At 59.9% G+C, this 17,793-nt stretch carries 17 protein-coding genes and 2 tRNA genes; 10 read left to right on the forward strand and 9 right to left on the reverse strand.

Features of this window, described 5'->3' with window-relative positions; all coding sequences use genetic code 11:
• Positions 1 to 24 precede the first annotated feature (24 nt).
• Positions 25 to 363, reverse strand: coding sequence for a P-II family nitrogen regulator (locus tag ACE2AA_RS13115; RefSeq protein WP_010510184.1), 339 nt, complete (start codon positions 361 to 363; stop codon positions 25 to 27).
• A 155-nt stretch (positions 364 to 518) separates the two neighbouring features.
• Between ACE2AA_RS13115 and ACE2AA_RS13120 the strand changes: the two genes are divergently transcribed.
• Positions 519 to 1,724 carry an aminotransferase gene (locus ACE2AA_RS13120; protein ID WP_395372210.1) on the forward strand — a complete coding sequence of 402 codons (1,206 nt, stop codon included), beginning with the start codon at positions 519 to 521 and terminating at the stop codon, positions 1,722 to 1,724.
• A gap of 43 nt (positions 1,725 to 1,767) precedes the next feature.
• Positions 1,768 to 1,843, forward strand: a tRNA-His gene (locus tag ACE2AA_RS13125).
• Positions 1,844 to 1,892: 49 nt separating this feature from the next.
• On the opposite strand, the gene ACE2AA_RS13130 is transcribed toward ACE2AA_RS13125, so the two are convergent.
• Positions 1,893 to 2,753, reverse strand: coding sequence for an SDR family oxidoreductase (locus ACE2AA_RS13130; RefSeq protein ID WP_395370071.1), 861 nt, complete (start codon positions 2,751 to 2,753; stop codon positions 1,893 to 1,895).
• Positions 2,753 to 4,099: a hypothetical protein gene (locus tag ACE2AA_RS13135; RefSeq protein WP_395370073.1), complete on the reverse strand. Its 1,347-nt coding sequence runs from the start codon at positions 4,097 to 4,099 to the stop codon at positions 2,753 to 2,755. The genes ACE2AA_RS13130 and ACE2AA_RS13135 overlap by 1 nt, the downstream gene beginning before the upstream one ends.
• Positions 4,100 to 4,330: 231 nt before the next feature.
• Here ACE2AA_RS13135 and rplM point away from each other — a divergent pair, with 231 nt between their 5' ends.
• Positions 4,331 to 4,813, forward strand: coding sequence for a 50S ribosomal protein L13 (rplM, locus tag ACE2AA_RS13140; protein WP_010510192.1), 483 nt, complete (start codon positions 4,331 to 4,333; stop codon positions 4,811 to 4,813).
• A gap of 5 nt (positions 4,814 to 4,818) precedes the next feature.
• Positions 4,819 to 5,322 carry a 30S ribosomal protein S9 gene (rpsI, locus tag ACE2AA_RS13145; RefSeq protein ID WP_025439615.1) on the forward strand — a complete coding sequence of 168 codons (504 nt, stop codon included), beginning with the start codon at positions 4,819 to 4,821 and terminating at the stop codon, positions 5,320 to 5,322.
• A 104-nt stretch (positions 5,323 to 5,426) separates the two neighbouring features.
• Here rpsI and ACE2AA_RS13150 read toward each other — a convergent pair whose 3' ends face one another.
• Both ACE2AA_RS13150 and ACE2AA_RS13155 read right to left on the reverse strand, forming a co-directional pair.
• On the reverse strand, positions 5,427 to 5,708 hold the full coding sequence (locus ACE2AA_RS13150) for a hypothetical protein (RefSeq protein WP_141261844.1): 282 nt from the start codon (positions 5,706 to 5,708) through the stop codon (positions 5,427 to 5,429).
• Positions 5,709 to 5,734: 26 nt separating this feature from the next.
• A complete protein-coding gene (locus tag ACE2AA_RS13155) occupies positions 5,735 to 6,571 on the reverse strand; it encodes a DNA/RNA non-specific endonuclease (protein ID WP_395372211.1) in 837 nt (278 codons plus the stop codon).
• A 95-nt stretch (positions 6,572 to 6,666) separates the two neighbouring features.
• Between ACE2AA_RS13155 and ACE2AA_RS13160 the strand changes: the two genes are divergently transcribed.
• Both ACE2AA_RS13160 and ACE2AA_RS13165 read left to right on the forward strand, forming a co-directional pair.
• A complete protein-coding gene (locus tag ACE2AA_RS13160; protein WP_141261846.1) occupies positions 6,667 to 6,849 on the forward strand; it encodes a hypothetical protein in 183 nt (60 codons plus the stop codon).
• 109 nt (positions 6,850 to 6,958) lie between these two features.
• A protein-coding gene (locus ACE2AA_RS13165) for an IS5 family transposase (RefSeq protein WP_395372138.1) occupies positions 6,959 to 7,710 on the forward strand; the annotation gives its coding sequence in 2 pieces (ribosomal slippage) (positions 6,959 to 7,289 and positions 7,289 to 7,710; 753 coding nt in all).
• A gap of 105 nt (positions 7,711 to 7,815) precedes the next feature.
• Here the strand turns inward: ACE2AA_RS13165 and ACE2AA_RS13170 are convergent.
• Positions 7,816 to 8,496: a hypothetical protein gene (locus ACE2AA_RS13170; RefSeq protein WP_395370076.1), complete on the reverse strand. Its 681-nt coding sequence runs from the start codon at positions 8,494 to 8,496 to the stop codon at positions 7,816 to 7,818.
• Positions 8,497 to 9,162: 666 nt separating this feature from the next.
• On the opposite strand from ACE2AA_RS13170, the gene ACE2AA_RS13175 reads away from it, so the two are divergent.
• The gene (locus ACE2AA_RS13175; RefSeq protein WP_110556578.1) at positions 9,163 to 9,375 is read left to right on the forward strand and encodes a hypothetical protein; all 213 of its coding nucleotides are present in this window, start codon (positions 9,163 to 9,165) and stop codon (positions 9,373 to 9,375) included.
• A gap of 206 nt (positions 9,376 to 9,581) precedes the next feature.
• Here ACE2AA_RS13175 and ilvD read toward each other — a convergent pair whose 3' ends face one another.
• Entirely contained in the window at positions 9,582 to 11,444 is a 1,863-nt protein-coding gene (gene ilvD / locus ACE2AA_RS13180) for a dihydroxy-acid dehydratase (RefSeq protein ID WP_395372212.1), read from the reverse strand.
• Positions 11,445 to 11,649: 205 nt separating this feature from the next.
• Here ilvD and ACE2AA_RS13185 point away from each other — a divergent pair, with 205 nt between their 5' ends.
• On the forward strand, positions 11,650 to 13,776 hold the full coding sequence (locus tag ACE2AA_RS13185) for an AsmA family protein (protein ID WP_395370078.1): 2,127 nt from the start codon (positions 11,650 to 11,652) through the stop codon (positions 13,774 to 13,776).
• Between the two features lie 96 nt (positions 13,777 to 13,872).
• Positions 13,873 to 13,947 (forward strand) — tRNA-Thr (locus tag ACE2AA_RS13190).
• Positions 13,948 to 14,100: 153 nt separating this feature from the next.
• Here ACE2AA_RS13190 and ACE2AA_RS13195 read toward each other — a convergent pair.
• The gene (locus ACE2AA_RS13195; RefSeq protein ID WP_141301937.1) at positions 14,101 to 14,664 is read right to left on the reverse strand and encodes a thioredoxin; all 564 of its coding nucleotides are present in this window, start codon (positions 14,662 to 14,664) and stop codon (positions 14,101 to 14,103) included.
• 385 nt (positions 14,665 to 15,049) lie between these two features.
• On the opposite strand from ACE2AA_RS13195, the gene ACE2AA_RS13200 reads away from it, so the two are divergent.
• Positions 15,050 to 16,417 (forward strand): 8-oxoguanine deaminase, encoded by a 1,368-nt coding sequence (locus ACE2AA_RS13200; RefSeq protein WP_395370080.1) that lies wholly within the window; start codon positions 15,050 to 15,052, stop codon positions 16,415 to 16,417.
• Between the two features lie 149 nt (positions 16,418 to 16,566).
• Here the strand turns inward: ACE2AA_RS13200 and ACE2AA_RS13205 are convergent, their stop codons facing one another.
• Positions 16,567 to 17,331: an SDR family oxidoreductase gene (locus tag ACE2AA_RS13205; protein ID WP_141261851.1), complete on the reverse strand. Its 765-nt coding sequence runs from the start codon at positions 17,329 to 17,331 to the stop codon at positions 16,567 to 16,569.
• Positions 17,332 to 17,793 lie beyond the last annotated feature (462 nt).

Genomic DNA, 17,793 nt, shown 5'->3' on the forward strand with positions numbered 1-17,793 from the left:
GGACCCATGTTTACGTTCCGGATATCAGACCGCATCGGCGCCGCGTTCACCTGTACGGATACGGATGACATCCGTTACGGGGGTGACAAATATCTTGCCATCGCCGATGCGTCCCGTGCGGGCCGCCGCCATGATGGCTTCTATCGCGCGTTCGGTCATGTCGTCGGGACACACGATTTCCAGCTTTACCTTGGGCAGGAAGTCGATGATGTATTCCGCGCCACGGTACAGTTCCGTATGGCCTTTCTGCCGCCCGAAGCCCTTGGCCTCCGTGACGGTGATTCCCATCAGACCGATTTCATGCAGGGCCTCCTTCACCTCGTCGAGTTTGAAGGGCTTGATGATGGCCTCGATCTTTTTCATGCTGCTGTGTCTGTCTTCCGTCTCGTGGCGTAAGGTCCGCGTGCCGTCTGTCTGGCGCAGGCAGGGTTGCATGGCTTTGGATTTCAGGCAATCGGATGATAAGGCAAAAAACACGCGCGCGCGTCGCCACACGCGCGCCGGGACAGGATGATACGATGAAACCCGCCAACTCGCTGCTTTCGGGGCTGCCGACCACCATTTTTTCAGTCATCTCTGCGCTGGCGGTGAAACATGACGCCATCAACCTTGGTCAGGGCTTTCCTGATACCGAAGGCCCGGCTGACATGGTGGATGCCGCGGCCAGCGCCCTGCGTGACGGGCGCAACCAGTATCCCCCCCTTGCCGGCCTGCCGGAACTGCGGGGCGCCGTGGCGCGGTCCAATGCGCGCTTTTATGGAATCGAGGTCGATCCCGCGCGCGAGGTGGTGGTGACCTGTGGCGCGACAGAGGCGATTACCGCCTCCCTTATGGCGCTGGTCAACCGGGGCGATGAAGTGGTGGTGTTCGAGCCGTTATACGACACCTACATGCCCGTTCTGGAAATGCTGGGCGCGGTCGTGCGCAAGGTACGGCTGACGCCGCCGCACTGGGACCTGCCGCGGGCGGAACTGGCGGCAGCCTTTGGTCCGCGCACCAAGGCGATCCTGCTGAATACGCCCATGAATCCGACCGGTAAGGTGTTCACGCGCGACGAACTGGAATTCATCGCGGGTCTTGTCGCGCGCCACGATGTCTACGCGGTGTGTGACGAGGTGTATGAACACCTGACCTTCGGCACGATCGGGCATCTGCCGCTTATGATGTTGCCGGGCATGCGGGAGCGCACGATCCGCATTGGCAGCGCGGGCAAGAGCTTTTCCATGACGGGGTGGAAGGTCGGTTACGTCACCGCCCCCGCCGCGCTGGCGGATCTTGTGATGAAGGCGCACCAGCTGCTGACCTTTACCGTCGCTCCCAATCTGCAGCGTGCGGTGGCCATGGGGCTGGACAAGGATACCGCCTATTTCCACCAGCTGGCGGAGGGCATGCGCGGTGCGCGTGACAGTCTGGCAGACGGACTTGCGCGCGCAGGCCTGTCAGTGCTGCCGTCGGATGGCAGCTATTTCCTGATTGCCGATATCGCGCCGCTTGGCTTTGCGGGTGATGATGTCGCGTTCTGTGAACAGATGATCCGCCATGTGGGCGTTGCCGCTATTCCGGTCTCGGCTTTCTATGATGCCAGGGGGGTGGATATTCCCGCCCGCTATGTCCGCTTCGCATTCTGCAAGAAGGCGGAAGTGATCGCGGGCGCCGTAAAGCGGCTGCAATCCGTGCGTGAACGGCTGTGCGCGGGAAATATTGTGGAAATCCAAAAAGGGTAGTTGACGTACGCGCACGAATTTTCTAAATGACTGCGCAGTTGTGGCGGACGTAGCTCAGTTGGTAGAGCGCCGGTTTGTGGTACCGGTTGTCGCGGGTTCAATCCCCGTCGTTCGCCCCAACTCTTCTTTCCAGACAATAATGAATATGGCATCTGGCAGCAGGTTTCCTTAACCGCGCCGGACGAATGTGCGTTCCAGCCCAACTGTTAGTGGCGTGGGGGTAAGCCCCAGTTGCATGCGCATGGGCGTAATGTCGAAAATCTTGTCTTCCATCAGTCGCCGCACCTCCGCTGGCGCAATATGCGGGAGACCGGACAGGTGGATTCGCGCCGTCGCCACCAGCAGCCATCCGGGCACTGGCGCGACAGGTCGTGGGCGCAACCCTGCCGCAAGGGCGACATGGCGCGTGAAATCGCGATAGGTGACCTGATCCCCGCCCGCAATGACCATGCTGTGTGGCCCATCCCATGGGTGGTCCACGGCCGCAAGGATGGCGCGTGTCACATCACCCTGCCATATGGGCTGGATGCGTGACCTTCCGCCGCCGGGCAGCGGCAGGATGGGCAGGCAGCGCATGAGGGCGGCCAGGCGCTGCACATTGTCTTCGCCCGTTGCGCCATAGATCATGGTGGGGTGCAGCAGCACGCCATCGCGGCCAGACCGGGCAAAGGCCCGTGCGCCTCCCATCACGCCACGGCCATGCGCGTCGGGCCAGCGGGTAAAGATACGGGTGCTGCCCAGTGCTACGATCCGGGCCTGTGGCGGGGCCGCCGCCAGCACGGCGGGCAGGTGGCGGGCATGGGCTGTCAGTACGATGGACGTGGCATCCGCCAGTGCGGCATGCAGGCGGTCAGCATTCCCCTGCAGGTCAGCGACGCGGGCGGGACAGGCAATGCCCGTTGCCTGCCACCGGGACAGGCTGCGCACTACGGGAATGATCGTCTGTCCACGCGCCGTCAGAGCATGGCACAGCGCCAGTCCCGACCGGCCGGTCGCGCCAATGACATGCACCGGCCCGGAATCGGTCATCAGGGTGTGGAGATGGTCAGGCCCAGCGGGGCTGCAACCGACGGATCTCCCGCCATGGACAGGGCAACGCCCAGCATCATCAGGTTGACCGGCTTCATCGGACGCAGGGCGATCTGCAGCGGGTGGTCCTGCGGTGACTGAAGGAAGCGGCCCATGGCCCGCATCGAGGCGTCATCGGATGTACCGAGCGAGGTCAGCAGATTCTGCCGGTAGGCATCCACATCCATATCACGGCTTTTGGCCAGCCCCGCCACCACGTGGCTGGCCAGCGACAGGTCATCCCACGTCATGGCGGCGGAGACGATGCGGGCGGTTTCGGGAATGATGGCCATGTCGTCAAACGGGATCTGGTCCAGTTCGGCCACCATGGTCAGGTTGCCCATGTCCGGGGCTTCGATGGTCAGCGGTTCCAGATGCACGCGGCCCGCACTGCGGTCGCTGGTGCTGTCGGCGTGGATGTTGCCGCTGAAATGGTCATAGCCGAAGGCGTTGAGGATGGACGGGTTGTCCGTGCCGGTGGACCACAGGGTCAGGTGGTCCAGCTTCGTGTCCATCTTGTCTTCGGTTTCGGTGGAAAAACGCGACGTGGTGACATGGTCGATCTGCAGCATGGGGTGGGTGCTGTCGATTTCCACCTTCTTCAGGTCCATGGTCTGCGGATGGCGTTCATGGACAAGGTGGCCTGACTGGATCAGGCTTGCCACCTCGCCAGCGAAATCCGGCCCGTCCACCACGATATGTTCGATGGCAATGCGGCGGGTGGGCGTCAGGTTGATCTGTGTCGCCAGCCGGTCAAGGTCCAGATGCGACGAACGGCCCATCCCGTACTGGCTGATGGTCATGCGTCCGATGGTCACGTCCGTCTGGCTGGCGGGAATCGCTACATGCAGGTTGGTGAACGCCCCCTTGTCCAGCACGAGGGAATCGAAACCCAGCGGGCGGGCCATGTCCCCCGCGACCCGCGCGGTATTGGGCAGGACAAGGTTGCTCAGTTCCACCTGGTCCAGCGATATGGTGTTGGCGGTGGTCATGACCTTCACGTTGCGCAGCACCAGGCTGCCGATCTTTTCGCCCTGCACGTTATTACCGGTCAGCCCCCCCAGCCGCACATCCGCCGCGATCAGCGTCATGGCGGGGTTGTGGTAGGTGACAGCGGTAAAATGCGCGCCCCGCGCCAGCGTACGCGGCCGCGCCGTGGCGTAGCTGAACGTGGCGTCAGGCCCGATGGAAGCCCTGAAGTCGGCGATGCCGGCCTCCAGCCTGCGTTGGGCAAAGTGATGCACCCCCCAGCTGCCAACCAGCAGCACAAGTATAAGCAGGGGAATGGCGGGATAGAGTTTCTTCACGAGCCTGGTATCCGTAATGACCTTGAACCGAGTGCTATCGCATTCCAGCCCCCTTGGGCAATCACCCGCGGGCAGAGAGCTGCGGAAAGATGTGCGGTATCATGATACCACACACGTTTTTTTACCGGAAAAATGCCGTCTGTACGGGATTATGTGCTTGACGTTCGCACCGCGTACGGATGATAACGCGCCACCTGTTACCGCTACATTACTGGACGGAACACTGAATCCATGAAGACCACACTTTCGCTGAAACCCGCAGAGGTGACGCGTGGCTGGACCCTGATCGACGCCGAAGGCCTCGTCCTGGGTCGCCTGGCGACCATCATCGCCCAGCGCCTGCGCGGCAAGCACAAGCCCCAGTTCACCCCGCATGTTGACTGTGGCGACAACATTGTCGTCATCAACGCCGAGAAGGTCCGCCTGACCGGCAACAAGGTGGACCAGAAGCTGTTCCATTATCACACCGGTTACCCCGGCGGGATCAAGGAACGCACGATCACCCAGCGCCTGACCGGCAAGAACCCCGGCGATGTCGTGCGCAAGGCCGTCGAGCGCATGATCACCCGTGGCCCGCTGCAGCGCGCGCAGATGAAGCACCTGTATGTCTATGCCGGTAGCGAACATCCGCACGAAGGGCAGAAGCCGCAGGTTCTCGACGTTGCGTCAATGAACCGCAAGAACGCCGTGAACACCCAGAAGGTCGGGGGCTGAACAACATGTCTGAAACCCAAGAACGTACAGGCACGCTGGCTGACCTCAAGGAAGCCGTTGCGTCCGGCCAGGTAACCTCTTCGCAGGAAGCCGCGCCCGTTTACGAAGCCAAGCGCGATGCGCAGGGCCGTTCCTATGCCACGGGCCGTCGTAAGGACGCAGTGGCCCGCGTGTGGATCAAGCCGGGCAAGGGCGACATCATCGTCAATGGCCGTCCGGTTGGCACCTATTTCGCACGTCCCGTGCTGCGCATGCTGATCACCCAGCCGTTCCTGGTTGCTGATCGCTACAACCAGTTTGACGTGTACTGCACCGTTGTCGGTGGCGGTCTGTCCGGTCAGGCTGGTGCGGTCCGCCATGGCATCAGCCGCGCGCTGACCCATTACGAACCCGCGCTGCGCAGCATCCTGAAGGCCGCTGGCTTCCTGACGCGCGATTCGCGTGTTGTTGAACGTAAGAAGTACGGTCGCGCCAAGGCACGTCGTTCCTTCCAGTTCAGCAAGCGCTGATCCTGCTTTCCCGTGGCATGCCACGGGATACGGGTTTTTCAACGGGGCCGGTCCAGCAATGGGCCGGCCCCGTTGTGCATCAGGCGGGCGGGATCCGCGCGTTATCAGGCAAAGGGATTGGCAACCTTGGCCGGTTTGCGCGGTGGCAGGGCGTCCGGCAGGTTCTTCTGCGCTTCCAGCGTTTCCACAACCTGCTGCATGAAGGCCAGCAGCGCGCGTGCGCGTTCCAGTCCGGCCCTGTCACGGCTCAGGTCCGTCTGGCCGTAAAAGGCGATGCTGTCGGTGCCGTTTTCCACCGTCATGCCCCCGATGGTGCGGCTGACGCTGTTATCAGCAAAGGGGACAAGGGCTGTGTCGGCCTGCGATGTCGGGCAATGGGTGGTCATGATCGTGTCTCCTTCGGAAAAGGGGTCTACCACCAGCGATAATAGCTCTGTCGGGTGCGGCGGCGGCGATGGGTGGTCGTGCGTCTGTGTGTCGTGCCAAAGGGCAGCGTCATGCAGGTCTGCTTCATGCGTGCGGGCAGGGCGGGAAAGGGATCTATCCCGGTAATATGGGTCAGTTCCGCCACGCTGACATGGCTGCAGCCGGGCGCGCGCGCGACATTATGGCATACGTAAACCCCTGTCTGTGCACGACGGGGGTCGTATATGGCTTTCCATGTCGAAGTTGGCACCAGCACGTGGTTCGTCCCGATGGCCGATAGGGTGCGGGCATGGAAGGCGGGGCCAGTCACCACATACAGTTCCCCTTCACGCAGGGCCATCCTGCGCACGCCCGATTCGATTTCTGCCCATTTGCCCCGGTTCAGCACGGCGTGTTGCGGCACGATGTTGGACAGGAGGAAGGTTTCTTCCTGTGTCTGTTCGTCCGGCATGTCACCCGATGGGGTCATGTGTCCGCGGTCAAAGCCGGATCTGACATAATCCTCCAGTTCCGACCGTGCGTCCGGCGCAATGCGCGTATCGGGACGGAATTCTCCCCGGCGCGGGGTGGATATGGCTGCGCGGACCATGGCGGTATCAAGATGCTCCGCTGACCACAGCGGTTCATGCGCCAGGCCGGAATACAGTACAGCATATCGGGCATTGCACAGCAGTTGCGTCCGGGACGACAGCTTTGTGTTGTCCAGCACTGGCAATTGCTGTTCCGCCCCCAGTTCCGCGCACCCTTCGGCGTGTGCCCCATGGGACGGGTACAGGGCTACAGGTCCGACCAGAAGGAGAAGGGACAGGACATACCGTGTCATGCGAAAGGCAGGGCAATGGCGGGGCACGGTCTGGCGTTATCCATCTGTTCTGGTAAAACGGGGCCTATCCATGAAACATCCGATGGGACAGGGCAATGGCCGAGCCACCTGATTTGGGAAATCCCGGCCAGCAGGATTCCTTTATCCTGCATCGTCAGGAATTACCCCCCACGCGGCGTGAGCGCATGTTGCGCATTGGCCTGCGCGTGGTGACGGTCATGCTGCTGGCGGCGGCGCTGATCGACCTTGTCGTGCAGCTTGCCGGACATGGCCGTTAAGGAGCAGGGGAAAAACCTGCATAGTATAAAGAAGTGTTTGGTGAAGCTTTTTTCAGGGGCTGTTGGGAATTGAGTTTTCTAAAGGGCCATGATGTGTTTCAAAGACCATATGGATCGCTTCATACTGACGGATGCCCAATGGGCGAAAATGGAACCGCTGTGCCTTGGCAAGAAGACGGATCAGGGACGCAGCGGGAAGGATAACCGCCTCTTCATCGAGGCGGTCCTGTGGATCGCCCGGACCGGTAGTCCGTGGCGGGACCTGCCGACGTATTTCGGACATTGGAACTCGGTTTATTCGCGCTACAGTGACTGGATGAAAGCCGGTGTTTTCAAACGGCTTTTTGACGCTGTCTCTGACGATGCCGATATGGAATACGCGATGATTGACGGTACGGTGGTCCGGGTTCACCGCCACGGCCAAGGCGCAAAAGGGGGACCCGAAGCCAGGCGATAGGGCGGAGTGTAACGGGGTGGTCAACGAAGATCATCGCCATGACCGACGCCTTGGGTAATCTGGTCCGCTTCACGCTTATCCCCGGCCAGCATTACGATACGGTCGGCGTTGCGCCTCTTCTCGAACCAGCTGATTTTAAAGGAATTCTTGCTGACAAGGCTTTCGATGTCCACTGGATCGTGGACGCCATACGCGCGCAAGGGGCCTGCGTGGCCATCCCCCAGCGCAAAAACCGCCTCGACAGACGCCCGTTCGATGGGGCCCTGTTCAAAGCACGCCATCTCATTGAGAACTTCTTCTGCAAGCTCAAGGAGTTCAAGCGCATCGCCATGCGCAGCGAAAAAACAGACAGATCATTCGAAGCCATGATCTATCTCGTTGGCGCAATCATTAATTCAAGATAATTCCCAACAGGCCCCAAAAAGCTTCAAAAGAATGCCGCCTTTTTGAAAAAAGGGCGGTACCCAAAAAACTTTTATTTTTATTTATCAGGTAAGTTTTTATATCTCTTAAGGAGAATGCGTTCCTGCCGTTGTGGTGGGAAGCGGCAGGTCGGCTGAAATACCGCTTCTGGACAGGGCAATGGTCACATCTATCGTTTCCTGATTGACCTGGGCATCGAATTGCCGGTCCACCACCGGATTCTGCGCCATCGTCATCATGTCGCCAAAACGCAGGTGCGCCCAGTCGATGCGGTCATGGGTCTGACGGGTGACGTCAAAGTTCACCATGGGATGGGGCGTCCCGTTCGGGGCAATGTAGGACCATGCGAAATGGCAGCGCGCGGGCGCGCCACGCTGGGTAAACAGCGTATGGACGAAGCCGGGCGTTACATCCATCTGCAATGTGTTCATGAGATAATGCGGCGCCTGCCGCTGCAGGGTGGGTGTTACCTGCGTATTGAACAGTCCGGCCTGAATCATTTCGGGCATGTGGGCCATGAAAGTGGTCTGGTTTATGGTCATTTCGACCACACATGGCGTGGTCTGTGCAAAGCGGGTTTCAATACCCCATGCATGCGCGGTGGTTTCCGTTCCCATGATGGGCGCGGGATAGGTGAGTGATGCGGCATGCGCAGTGGCATCCATGCCACCCGGAAGGATCAGGCCCACGGCCAGGGCTGCGGCATGCATGACCCGCCGTGGCGGGATGGGACGTGCGGGAAAGGTCGGACGTGTCAGGCTAGGCAAGGGTTGGCACCGGTCTGTGTAAGGTCTTGATGATGGTCGGGGGGGCAGAAAACAGCTTTTGCCCCCTGCTGTCACGAAGGGTACGGGCATGTCAGACCTGCCCAATATGGGCGGTCTTTCCCATATTGGGCAAGACCTGTCGTATGGCATGTCAGGGTCTGCCTTTGAGCCATTGTGCAGGTTAACGGGACAGTTTCTCCTGAAACTTTTTCAAAAAATTTCAGGAAGCGCGGCCTTTCCGAAAAGAGGCGACACAAAAAGACTTTTATTTATCAATGACTTGTTTTCATGTGGTTTTTCATTTTATTGCATTTTGGTATGGAATTATTTCCAGGTATGCCATGTTCTGCATGTATTGTTTTAATATCTGTATGTCCATATTGCTGCAGTCATGGAAATGCCACAATAATCGTCTTTTTCGTGCTCCACAGTCCCATTGCCATCGTCTGGCGGGGAACCTGTCGCATACTGCAGACCATGGCTGGCAACCGTTTGTGGCCAAAGGATTTTTGGGTGTGTGATGATGAAACTTCCGGTGCCCTGCCGCGTTTGCGGCGGGTAATGGAAATCAGAAGAATACTGCCGGTGGCAGCATGTTGGTACGGTTGGCCCATGGGGCAGTCGTGCGCACGGGCTGGCGTAACCGGTGGTGTGGGTCAGGGAACCATGTTTGAGTCAAAGATCATAGAAGTGGATGGCGTGTTCGTGGGGGCGGCCATCATTACGGGCATTGCTTCCTCGCTGCGTTTCTACGCAACCCATGACAGCGTGCGCTGCCTGCATAATGCCATCCTGCCCGATCTGGTGGCGCTGAAGCAGCGGGTTACGGCGACCTTCCGCCGCATGGGGCATAAGGCCGTCACTTTCCGCGAGGCGTAGCCATAAAACGCGTAACGCCCCGTTGGGAACCTGTGTCCCGCCGGGGCGTCGGTATCGTAAAAGGCTGTTGGACAGGCTGCAATCATAAGGAAGTTTCTTGGTGAAGCTTTTTTCAAAAAGCTTCAGAAGAATGTCGCTTTTTTGAAAAAATGCGGCATTCAGAAACCTTCATTGTTTTCAAACAGCCTGTCAGGCCGCCAGATGTATCAGCGGCTGGTGCGGCGGCCAAGCTGGCTGACATCACGCACGGCACCGCGCGCGGCACTGGTGGTCAGGGCGCTGTAAGCCTGAAGGGCTACGGAGACTTCGCGCGTGCGGTCCGGTTGCCATGCGCGGTCGCCCCGTTCTTCCATCGCATCGCGGCGGGCGGCAAGGTCCGCATCGCTTACGGTGGTGCGCAGGATGCGATTTGGGATATCGATCTCGATCGTATCGCCTTCCTCCAGCAGCCCGATAATGCCGCCTTCCGCCGCTTCGGGCGAGATGTGGCCGATCGACAGTCCTGAACTGCCGCCAGAGAAGCGGCCATCGGTAATCAGGGCGCATTTTTCAGCCAGCCCCTTGGATTTCAGGTAGCTGGTCGGATACAGCATTTCCTGCATGCCCGGTCCGCCCTTCGGTCCTTCGTAGCGGATCACCACCACGTCACCCGCCACGATCTTATTGCCGAGGATGGCGGATACGGCTGCGTCCTGGCTTTCAAAGATGCGGGCCGGCCCCGTAAACGTCAGCAGGTTATCGGCAACGCCCGCGGTTTTGACGATGGCACCGTCTTCCGCAAGGTTGCCGAACAGCACCGCAAGGCCACCGTCCTGGCTGTAGGCATGTTCCGCATTACGGATCGCGCCATTGGCACGGTCGGTATCCAGCGCCTTGTAACGGCTGGCCTGCGAAAATGCTTCCGTGGTGCGCACGCCACCGGGGGCCGCGCGGAAAAAGGTGCGTGCGTCCTCATCCACTGTATCGGTGCTGATATCCCACTTTGCCAGGGCTGCCGCCACGCTGGGGGCATGCACGCTGGGGGCGTTCATGTGCAGCAGGCCCATGCGGGCCAGTTCGCCCATGATGGCGGGAATGCCACCGGCGCGGTGCACGTCCTCCATGTGGATATCCATGCGCGACGGCGAAACCTTGCACAGGTTGGGCACCTTGTGGGACAGGCGGTCGATATCGGACATGGTGAAATGTACCTTGCCCTCATGCGCCGCCGCCAGCAGGTGCAGCACGGTGTTGGTTGACCCGCCCATGGCGATATCGACCGACATGGCATTTTCAAACGCGGATTTGGTGGCGATGCCGCGCGGCAGGACAGTGGCATCGTCGTTTTCATACCAGCGGCGGGCGAGGGCGACGATCTCGTGCCCTGCGCGCTCGAACAGGTTGCGACGGTCGGCGTGGGTTGCGACCAGGCTGCCATTGCCCGGCAGGGCAAGGCCCAGCGCCTCGGTCAGGCAGTTCATGGAATTGGCGGTGAACATGCCCGAACATGACCCGCAGGTGGGACAGGCGGAGCGTTCGATCGTGGCCGACTGTTCATCTGTCACATCGGAATTGGCCGCCGCCACCATCGATGTGATGAGGTCAACCTGCTGCTCGGCGCCGTTATTGATGATCTTGCCCGCTTCCATTGGCCCGCCGGAGACGAAGATGGTCGGGATGTTCAGCCGCATCGCCGCCATCAGCATGCCCGGCGTGATCTTGTCGCAGTTGCTTATGCACACCAGCGCGTCGGCGCAGTGGGCGTTGACCATGTATTCCACCGCATCCGCGATCAGTTCGCGTGACGGCAGGCTGTACAGCATCCCGCCATGGCCCATGGCGATGCCGTCATCCACGGCGATGGTATTGAACTCACGCCCGACGCCACCGGCTTCGGCCACCGCGCCGGCCACAAGCTGGCCCAGGTCCTTGAGATGGACATGGCCGGGCACGAACTGCGTGAACGAGTTGGCGATGGCGATGATCGGCTTGCCGAAGTCACCGTCCTTCATGCCGGTTGCACGCCACAGGCTGCGCGCACCGGCCATGTTGCGGCCATGGGTCGTAGTGCGGGAACGATAGGCGGGCATGACGGTGACCTCTCGCGACAAAGGGGTTAGCATAGGGGGAACAATATCGCCTGACCGCATACAGGACACGCGGCCTGCGCGCCAGTCCAAACCTGCCGTTAACCGTGGGCGGGTAGGGATGGGGACGGGCAGGGCGCGCAACTCCACCTGCGGCCATTCGTTCATCTGATACCTTACCCGCCATTGCACAAGGAGCGCACGCGGCATGCCAGAACCGGACCGTCAGGATGGATCACCCCCGGCACAACGGCGTGGCGTGTTTGCGCGGATACGTTTTCCGGTGCTGGGAGCTCTGGCGGTTGCGATCCTGGCGCTGGTCATCTTCTGGTCATGGGACTGGTTCATCCCGCTGGTGGAACGCCGGGCAGGTGCTGCGCTGGGGCGCAGGGTCACGATCGCGCACCTGCATGTGCATGTAGGCCGCGTGATCCGCATCACCGCCGACGACGTACATATTGATGAACCTGACGGATTTGCCACCCTGCCGCCATTCGCCACGGCGGATCATCTGATGGTGGGGGTCAACCTGTGGCACCTGCTGGGGGGGACGGTTGACCTGCCGGTGATCGCGCTGGACAGGCCGGTCGTGGAACTGGATGAAAAACGTGACGGGACCGCCAATTATCATTTCCCCGGCGGCAGTGATGGCGGGTCCACGGCCATGCCACGCATCGGTGAACTGAACATTGCCGACGGGCAGCTGCATTTCGTGCATGCGGGCCTGCGCAGCGATATGCGCGCGCAGGTGCATACCACGCCAGCGAAAGGGGATGCGGAAGCCCGTATCGTGGCGGAGGTACGCGGTACCTATACCGGGCAGGCCATCACGGGGCATTTTTCAGGCGGGGCGCTGGTTTCACTGGCGGACAGGACGAAGCCCTATCCCGTGGATGTCGAGGTGCATCATGGTCCCACGCGCCTGACGCTGGTGGGGTCGGTGGATGACCCGCTATCGTTCCGGGGTGCGCGTCTGAAGCTGACGCTGGCGGGGCCGGACATGTCGCTGCTGTATCCGCTGACGGGGGTGGTGATCCCGCAGACACCCACCTACCATGTGGCGGGCAGTCTTGATTACCAGGACCAGCGCGTGCGCTTCCATGATTTCGAGGGTACGGTCGGGTCCAGCGACCTTGGCGGCACGCTGAGTGTCGATCCACACCAGGTGGTGACGTTCGTGGATGCCGAACTGCATTCACGCCATGTGGACCTTGCCGACCTTGGCGGCTTCTTCGGGGCGACACCGGGGGATCATCCCTCCACCGCGCAGCAGGCGGCGGAACAGAAGGCGCATGAGGCCAGTGGCGCCGTACTGCCTACCACGCCCATCAACCTGCCCAGGCTGAAGGCCACCAATGTCCATCTGGCCTATCATGGGGACCATATCGAAAACCGGCATGTGCCGCTGGATAACATCGATGCGCTGGTGGATATCCGGGACGGGACGATTGATGTCCATCACCTGAGCTTTGGCGTGGGCAAGGGGAAACTTGCCGGCAGCGGTACCTTCGTGCCGCAGGGCAACGGTGTCGATGCGCGCATCCGGGTTGATATGGAACAGATCGATCTGTCCCGCCTCATGCAGGCACTGGGTAATTATCAGGGGCAGGGAACGATTGGTGGCCATATCATGGTGCATGGCCATGGGCAGTCGCTGGCGCAGATCGTGGGTGATGGCAATGGCGGTGTGACCATGGCGTTGGATGAAGGCGGGGATATTTCCGCCATTCTGCCCGACCTGCTGGGGCTGGAACTGGGCAAGGCGCTGCTGTCCGCCCTTGGCCTGCCTGCCAGGACAGACCTGAAATGCCTGATCGCGGACATGCCGCTGCGTGATGGCGTGTTCCATACCAGAACCATGCTGATGGAAACGGGCGATACCTCCACGGTGGGCAAGGGGGATATCAACTTCAGTGACAACACCATCAAATACGCCCTGCTGACACGCTCGCGGCATTTCGCGATCGCGTCCTTTCCCGGTCCGCTGCACATTACCGGGCCGCTCAAGCATCCCAGCATCATGCCCGGGGCGGAAGTAATCGGCCGGGCTGTGGCGTCGGTGCTGACGGGCTTTGTTTTCTCTCCCGTGGGGCTGCTGCCCACAATCGAGGCAGGTGTGGGCAAACAGTCGTCATGCGCCGAGGCGATCAGGGAGGTGAATGAAAACCCGGCCGCCGGCATCGCGCCCCATGCCTCGCGTCCTGCGCGCCGTGCCGCGCGGGCGCGCAAGGTTCCTGCGGCACAGCAGGCAACCGGCACGGTTTCCGGTAACCTGAGCCGTGCTGAACGTGACCGTATCCGTGCCGTATGGGCACGCCGGATGGCCGCGCATTAAAGGGTGGAATCCCTGCTTGACCATGCGGGGCATTTCGGCAAAAAGGGGGACAGGTGCGGTGAATCGTCCATATTGCCGGACGTTGTTCATTGTCATGCCGGGTTAGCACAGTGGTAGTGCAGCGGTTTTGTAAACCGAAGGCCGGGGGTTCAAATCCCTCACCCGGCACCATTTTTTCCCCAAAATACGGTAATCCATGCAATGCGCCTGTGGCGCGTGGGATTCCGGCTGGTAAAGAATGGCAAAAGTTTCTGGGTGCCGCCTTTTTCCAAAAAGGCGGCGTTCTTTCGAAGCTTTTTGAAAAAAGCTTCACCAAAACGTCCTTCAGGCGAAAATACGTTCCATCCATGCCTCGACCGTATCGCCACTGCTGATGGCGGGGTCGATCAGGCCGTCTACCATGAAGGTGGGGGAAACGTGGATACCGTTCTGGCGGCTATATTTGCATTGCCACTTGATGGCTTTCTGCAGTTCAGGCACGGCAAAGGCCGCAGCCAGCTTCACGCCGCTATAGTGTTCGATCCGTTTGATGATGTCGTTTGGCGTTGCATTCATATTGGGACCGGCGCAGTGATCGGTAAATTCGAATTCCTCACGATGCGCAGCTACGGCCGCCATGACGGCGCGGGCTGTATCCCTGCCCCCTTCCAGTGTGGAGGCCGCAAGGATGCACCGTATGATGACACCGGAAAACATGTGCCATGGCTGGGACTGCAGGCGGAGCCTGATGGTGATCCGGTCTTCCCCCGCCCTGGCCAGCAGGTCGGGCAGCTTGTTGAACGCACGAACCGAAAACGGGCAGGTTGGTTCAAGGAAAGCTTCAAAAACACGCGGGCCATGGCCCCATACAAGCGGATCGACATGCAGGGGGGACGGGGTTGCTGGCATTGCCTGGGTTCCTTCATGCTGGCGTGGTGAGTGGACAGTTTCCTGCCATGGAACATGGGTGAAGCCTGCCGGTTCATCCAATGTCTTTTTTACTCTACGGACAGGGCATATGCCTAATGGACCGCAGCGTGCCGGTCGTGCGGGCAGTGGTCTTTCATATAGGCACTCCGCTGGAAAACCTGCATAAACGCAACGTTTCCCTTTCTCCATGAACGGTTCCAGAAATCTGTCGATGCGATATCCTGCCAGACATGAAAAAGTTTTTGGTGAAGCTTTTTTCAAAAAGGTTCAGGGAATGCCGCCTTTTTGAAAAAAGGCAGTGTCCAAAAGCTCCTGTTATTTCTATCGACTGGTTGTCCTGAACTAATTTCCAAGGTGGTAATGCATGGTCCGTTCCCTTTTGCTCAAAAATGCGCTGCGTCTGGTAACGATGGATGGGAACAGGCGCGAAATCGAAGGGGGATGGGTACTGGTGCATGACCGGCAGGTCGCGGCCATCGGAACGCCTGCGGACCCGTTGCCCGCTGCGGATGATGTTATCGACATGACGGGACACGTGGTGATGCCTGGCATGGTCAATACCCACCACCATATGTACCAGACCCTGACGCGTGTCATTCCCGCGGCACAGGATGCATCCCTGTTCGGGTGGCTGCAGGCGCTCTATCCCATATGGGCGGGGCTGACGCCGGACATGATCCGCGTTTCCGCCTGCACGGCCATGACGGAACTGCTGTGGTCGGGTTGCACCACCACCAGCGACCACCTGTACCTGTTTCCCAATGGTGCGCGGCTGGATGATGAAATTGAGGCGGCAGGGCAGATGGGCATACGTTTCCATGCCGCCCGTGGCGCGATGAGCGTTGGTGAAAGCAAGGGGGGCCTGCCGCCGGACCGCGTGGTGGAGGATGAGGACGCCATCCTGTCGGATACGCAGCGCGTGATCGAAACCTACCACGATCCCGCGCCACTGGCGATGTTACGGGTTGCAGTGGCCCCGTGTTCGCCTTTTTCCGTCAGCCGCGACCTTATGCGCAATGCCGCTGCCCTTGCCCGCGCGACGGGGACGATGCTGCATACCCATCTGGCTGAAAATGCCAGCGACATTGCCTATAGCCGCGAGAAGTTCAACATGACCCCCGCCGAATACGCCGAGGACACCGGCTGGGTTGGCAGGGACGTCTGGCATGCCCATTGTGTGCAACTGGATGACGCGGGTATTCACCGTTTTGGCGCGACCCGTACCGGTATGGCGCATTGCCCGTGTTCCAACATGCGGCTGGGATCGGGTATTGCCCCGGTACGCCGGATGGCGGCGGCGGGCATGCGGGTCGGGCTGGGGGTGGATGGCTCGGCCTCGAACGATGGCAGCCATATGCTGGGGGAAGCCCGTCAGGCCATGTTGCTGGGGCGTCTGCTGCCCACAGGTGATAACCAGCCCATGATGCAGGCGCGTGAGGTGCTGGAACTGGCAACACGCGGTGGCGCTGCGGTTCTGGGACGCGATGATGTCGGCTATCTTGCCCCCGGCATGGCAGCGGATATCGTGGCGTTCGACATGCGCGGGATTGACCATGCGGGCGCGCAGTCCGATCCGGTGGCGGCCCTGGTGTTCTGCACGCCGGGGCGGGTGGCCTGTAGCATCGTCAATGGACGGGTGCTGATCCGGGACGGACAGTTTACGGCGCATGACCCGGCCGCATTGGCCCGGCAGCATAATGCGCTGGCCCGTAACCTGTTAGAAAATGCCTGATAAATGGTTGATAAAAAATAAAAGTTTTTGGGTGCCGCCTTTTTTTAAAAGGCGGCATTCTTCGAAACTTTTGGAAAAACTTCACCAAAAACTTTGTTTGATCTGCAGGGCGCTTCATGAGCCGACTGCTTGAGGCAATTCCTGATCCGTTACATGCGTGAGGTGCGCCGTTTGTAGGTACGGTAGCCCATCCGTCCCAGAATTTTCATGACCGGCAGGCTTAGGTTGAGCAGCCCCTGGGACGCCAGGCAGGCATGGGTGAACAGTTTGTCAAAGACAGAACTGAAGATTTCCCGGCTGTTGCGTTCGCAGCATTCCAGGATCCGTTGCGCCGTGACATCGGGTTCCTGTGGCTGGTCAATGAAATTGTATATTGACCCGCCTGCATCCATTTCATGGCGCAGCATGGGTGTATTGACGCTGGCGGGATATATGGATGACACCTGTATGCGCCGGGGACGCAGTTCCTGTTCCAGCGCACGGGCAAAACCGCGCAGGCCGAATTTGGCCGCCGTGTAGACACTGCTGCCCGCCAGCGGAAAAACCGCCGCCATGGAATTGACGAATACGATATGTCCACCGCGTCGCATCGCTGGCAGCAGGGCATTGGTCAGTTCAATGGGGGCGGTCAGGTCCACCGTGATCTGGTCGGCGATTTCCTGCGTGCCCATCTGGCCAACCGGTCGGGGTGTGATGATGCCTGCGCAATGCACGATAACGTCCAGTTGCGGCGCATGCTGGATAATTGTTCTGGCAGCGTTGCATATGCTGTCCATATTGGTCAGGTCGCATACAACCGGCATGACGCCGGGCATGTTCACCTGTGCCTGTCGGGATAATATGATTACTCGATAGCCGCGCCCGATCATGCGACGTACCAGTGCCTGCCCAATGCCACCGGTTGCCCCTGTCACGACGGCGACCCTGTCTGTCGCTGGCTTGCAGGTTCTGTCGTTTAAATAACTCTTTTCCAATGAACTACATACTTCCCTGACCGCAATATCCTGTCGTAGCGCCTGATACGCGCCAGACCCGACATTCTGCAAGGGCTTTTCCCTGCGGTGCAAGGGAATGCCTGCCCCTTGTCTGACCTTGTTCATGATATCTGTAATAAAATGATACGTCGATAACCCTTCACTCCTCTGCATCAATATACCGGCATATGCTGGCAGGGCCTGATGGTATTATACTGTATTATTGTTATGCCCGATACGAACAGTGCCAGACGCGGTTGGCGCGTCGGAAGCAGGAGGCCCGTCTCCGTGAATAAGGAATTATCCTGAGATAACGGACCAGAAAACGGAATTTTATACCATAATTTACAATCGTATTTACATTTTACCAAGGTTTATAAATGTAATGTCAATTGTATATCT

Origin of the sequence: Komagataeibacter diospyri (assembly GCF_043995075.1) — a bacterium.
Taxonomy (GTDB): domain Bacteria; phylum Pseudomonadota; class Alphaproteobacteria; order Acetobacterales; family Acetobacteraceae; genus Komagataeibacter; species Komagataeibacter diospyri.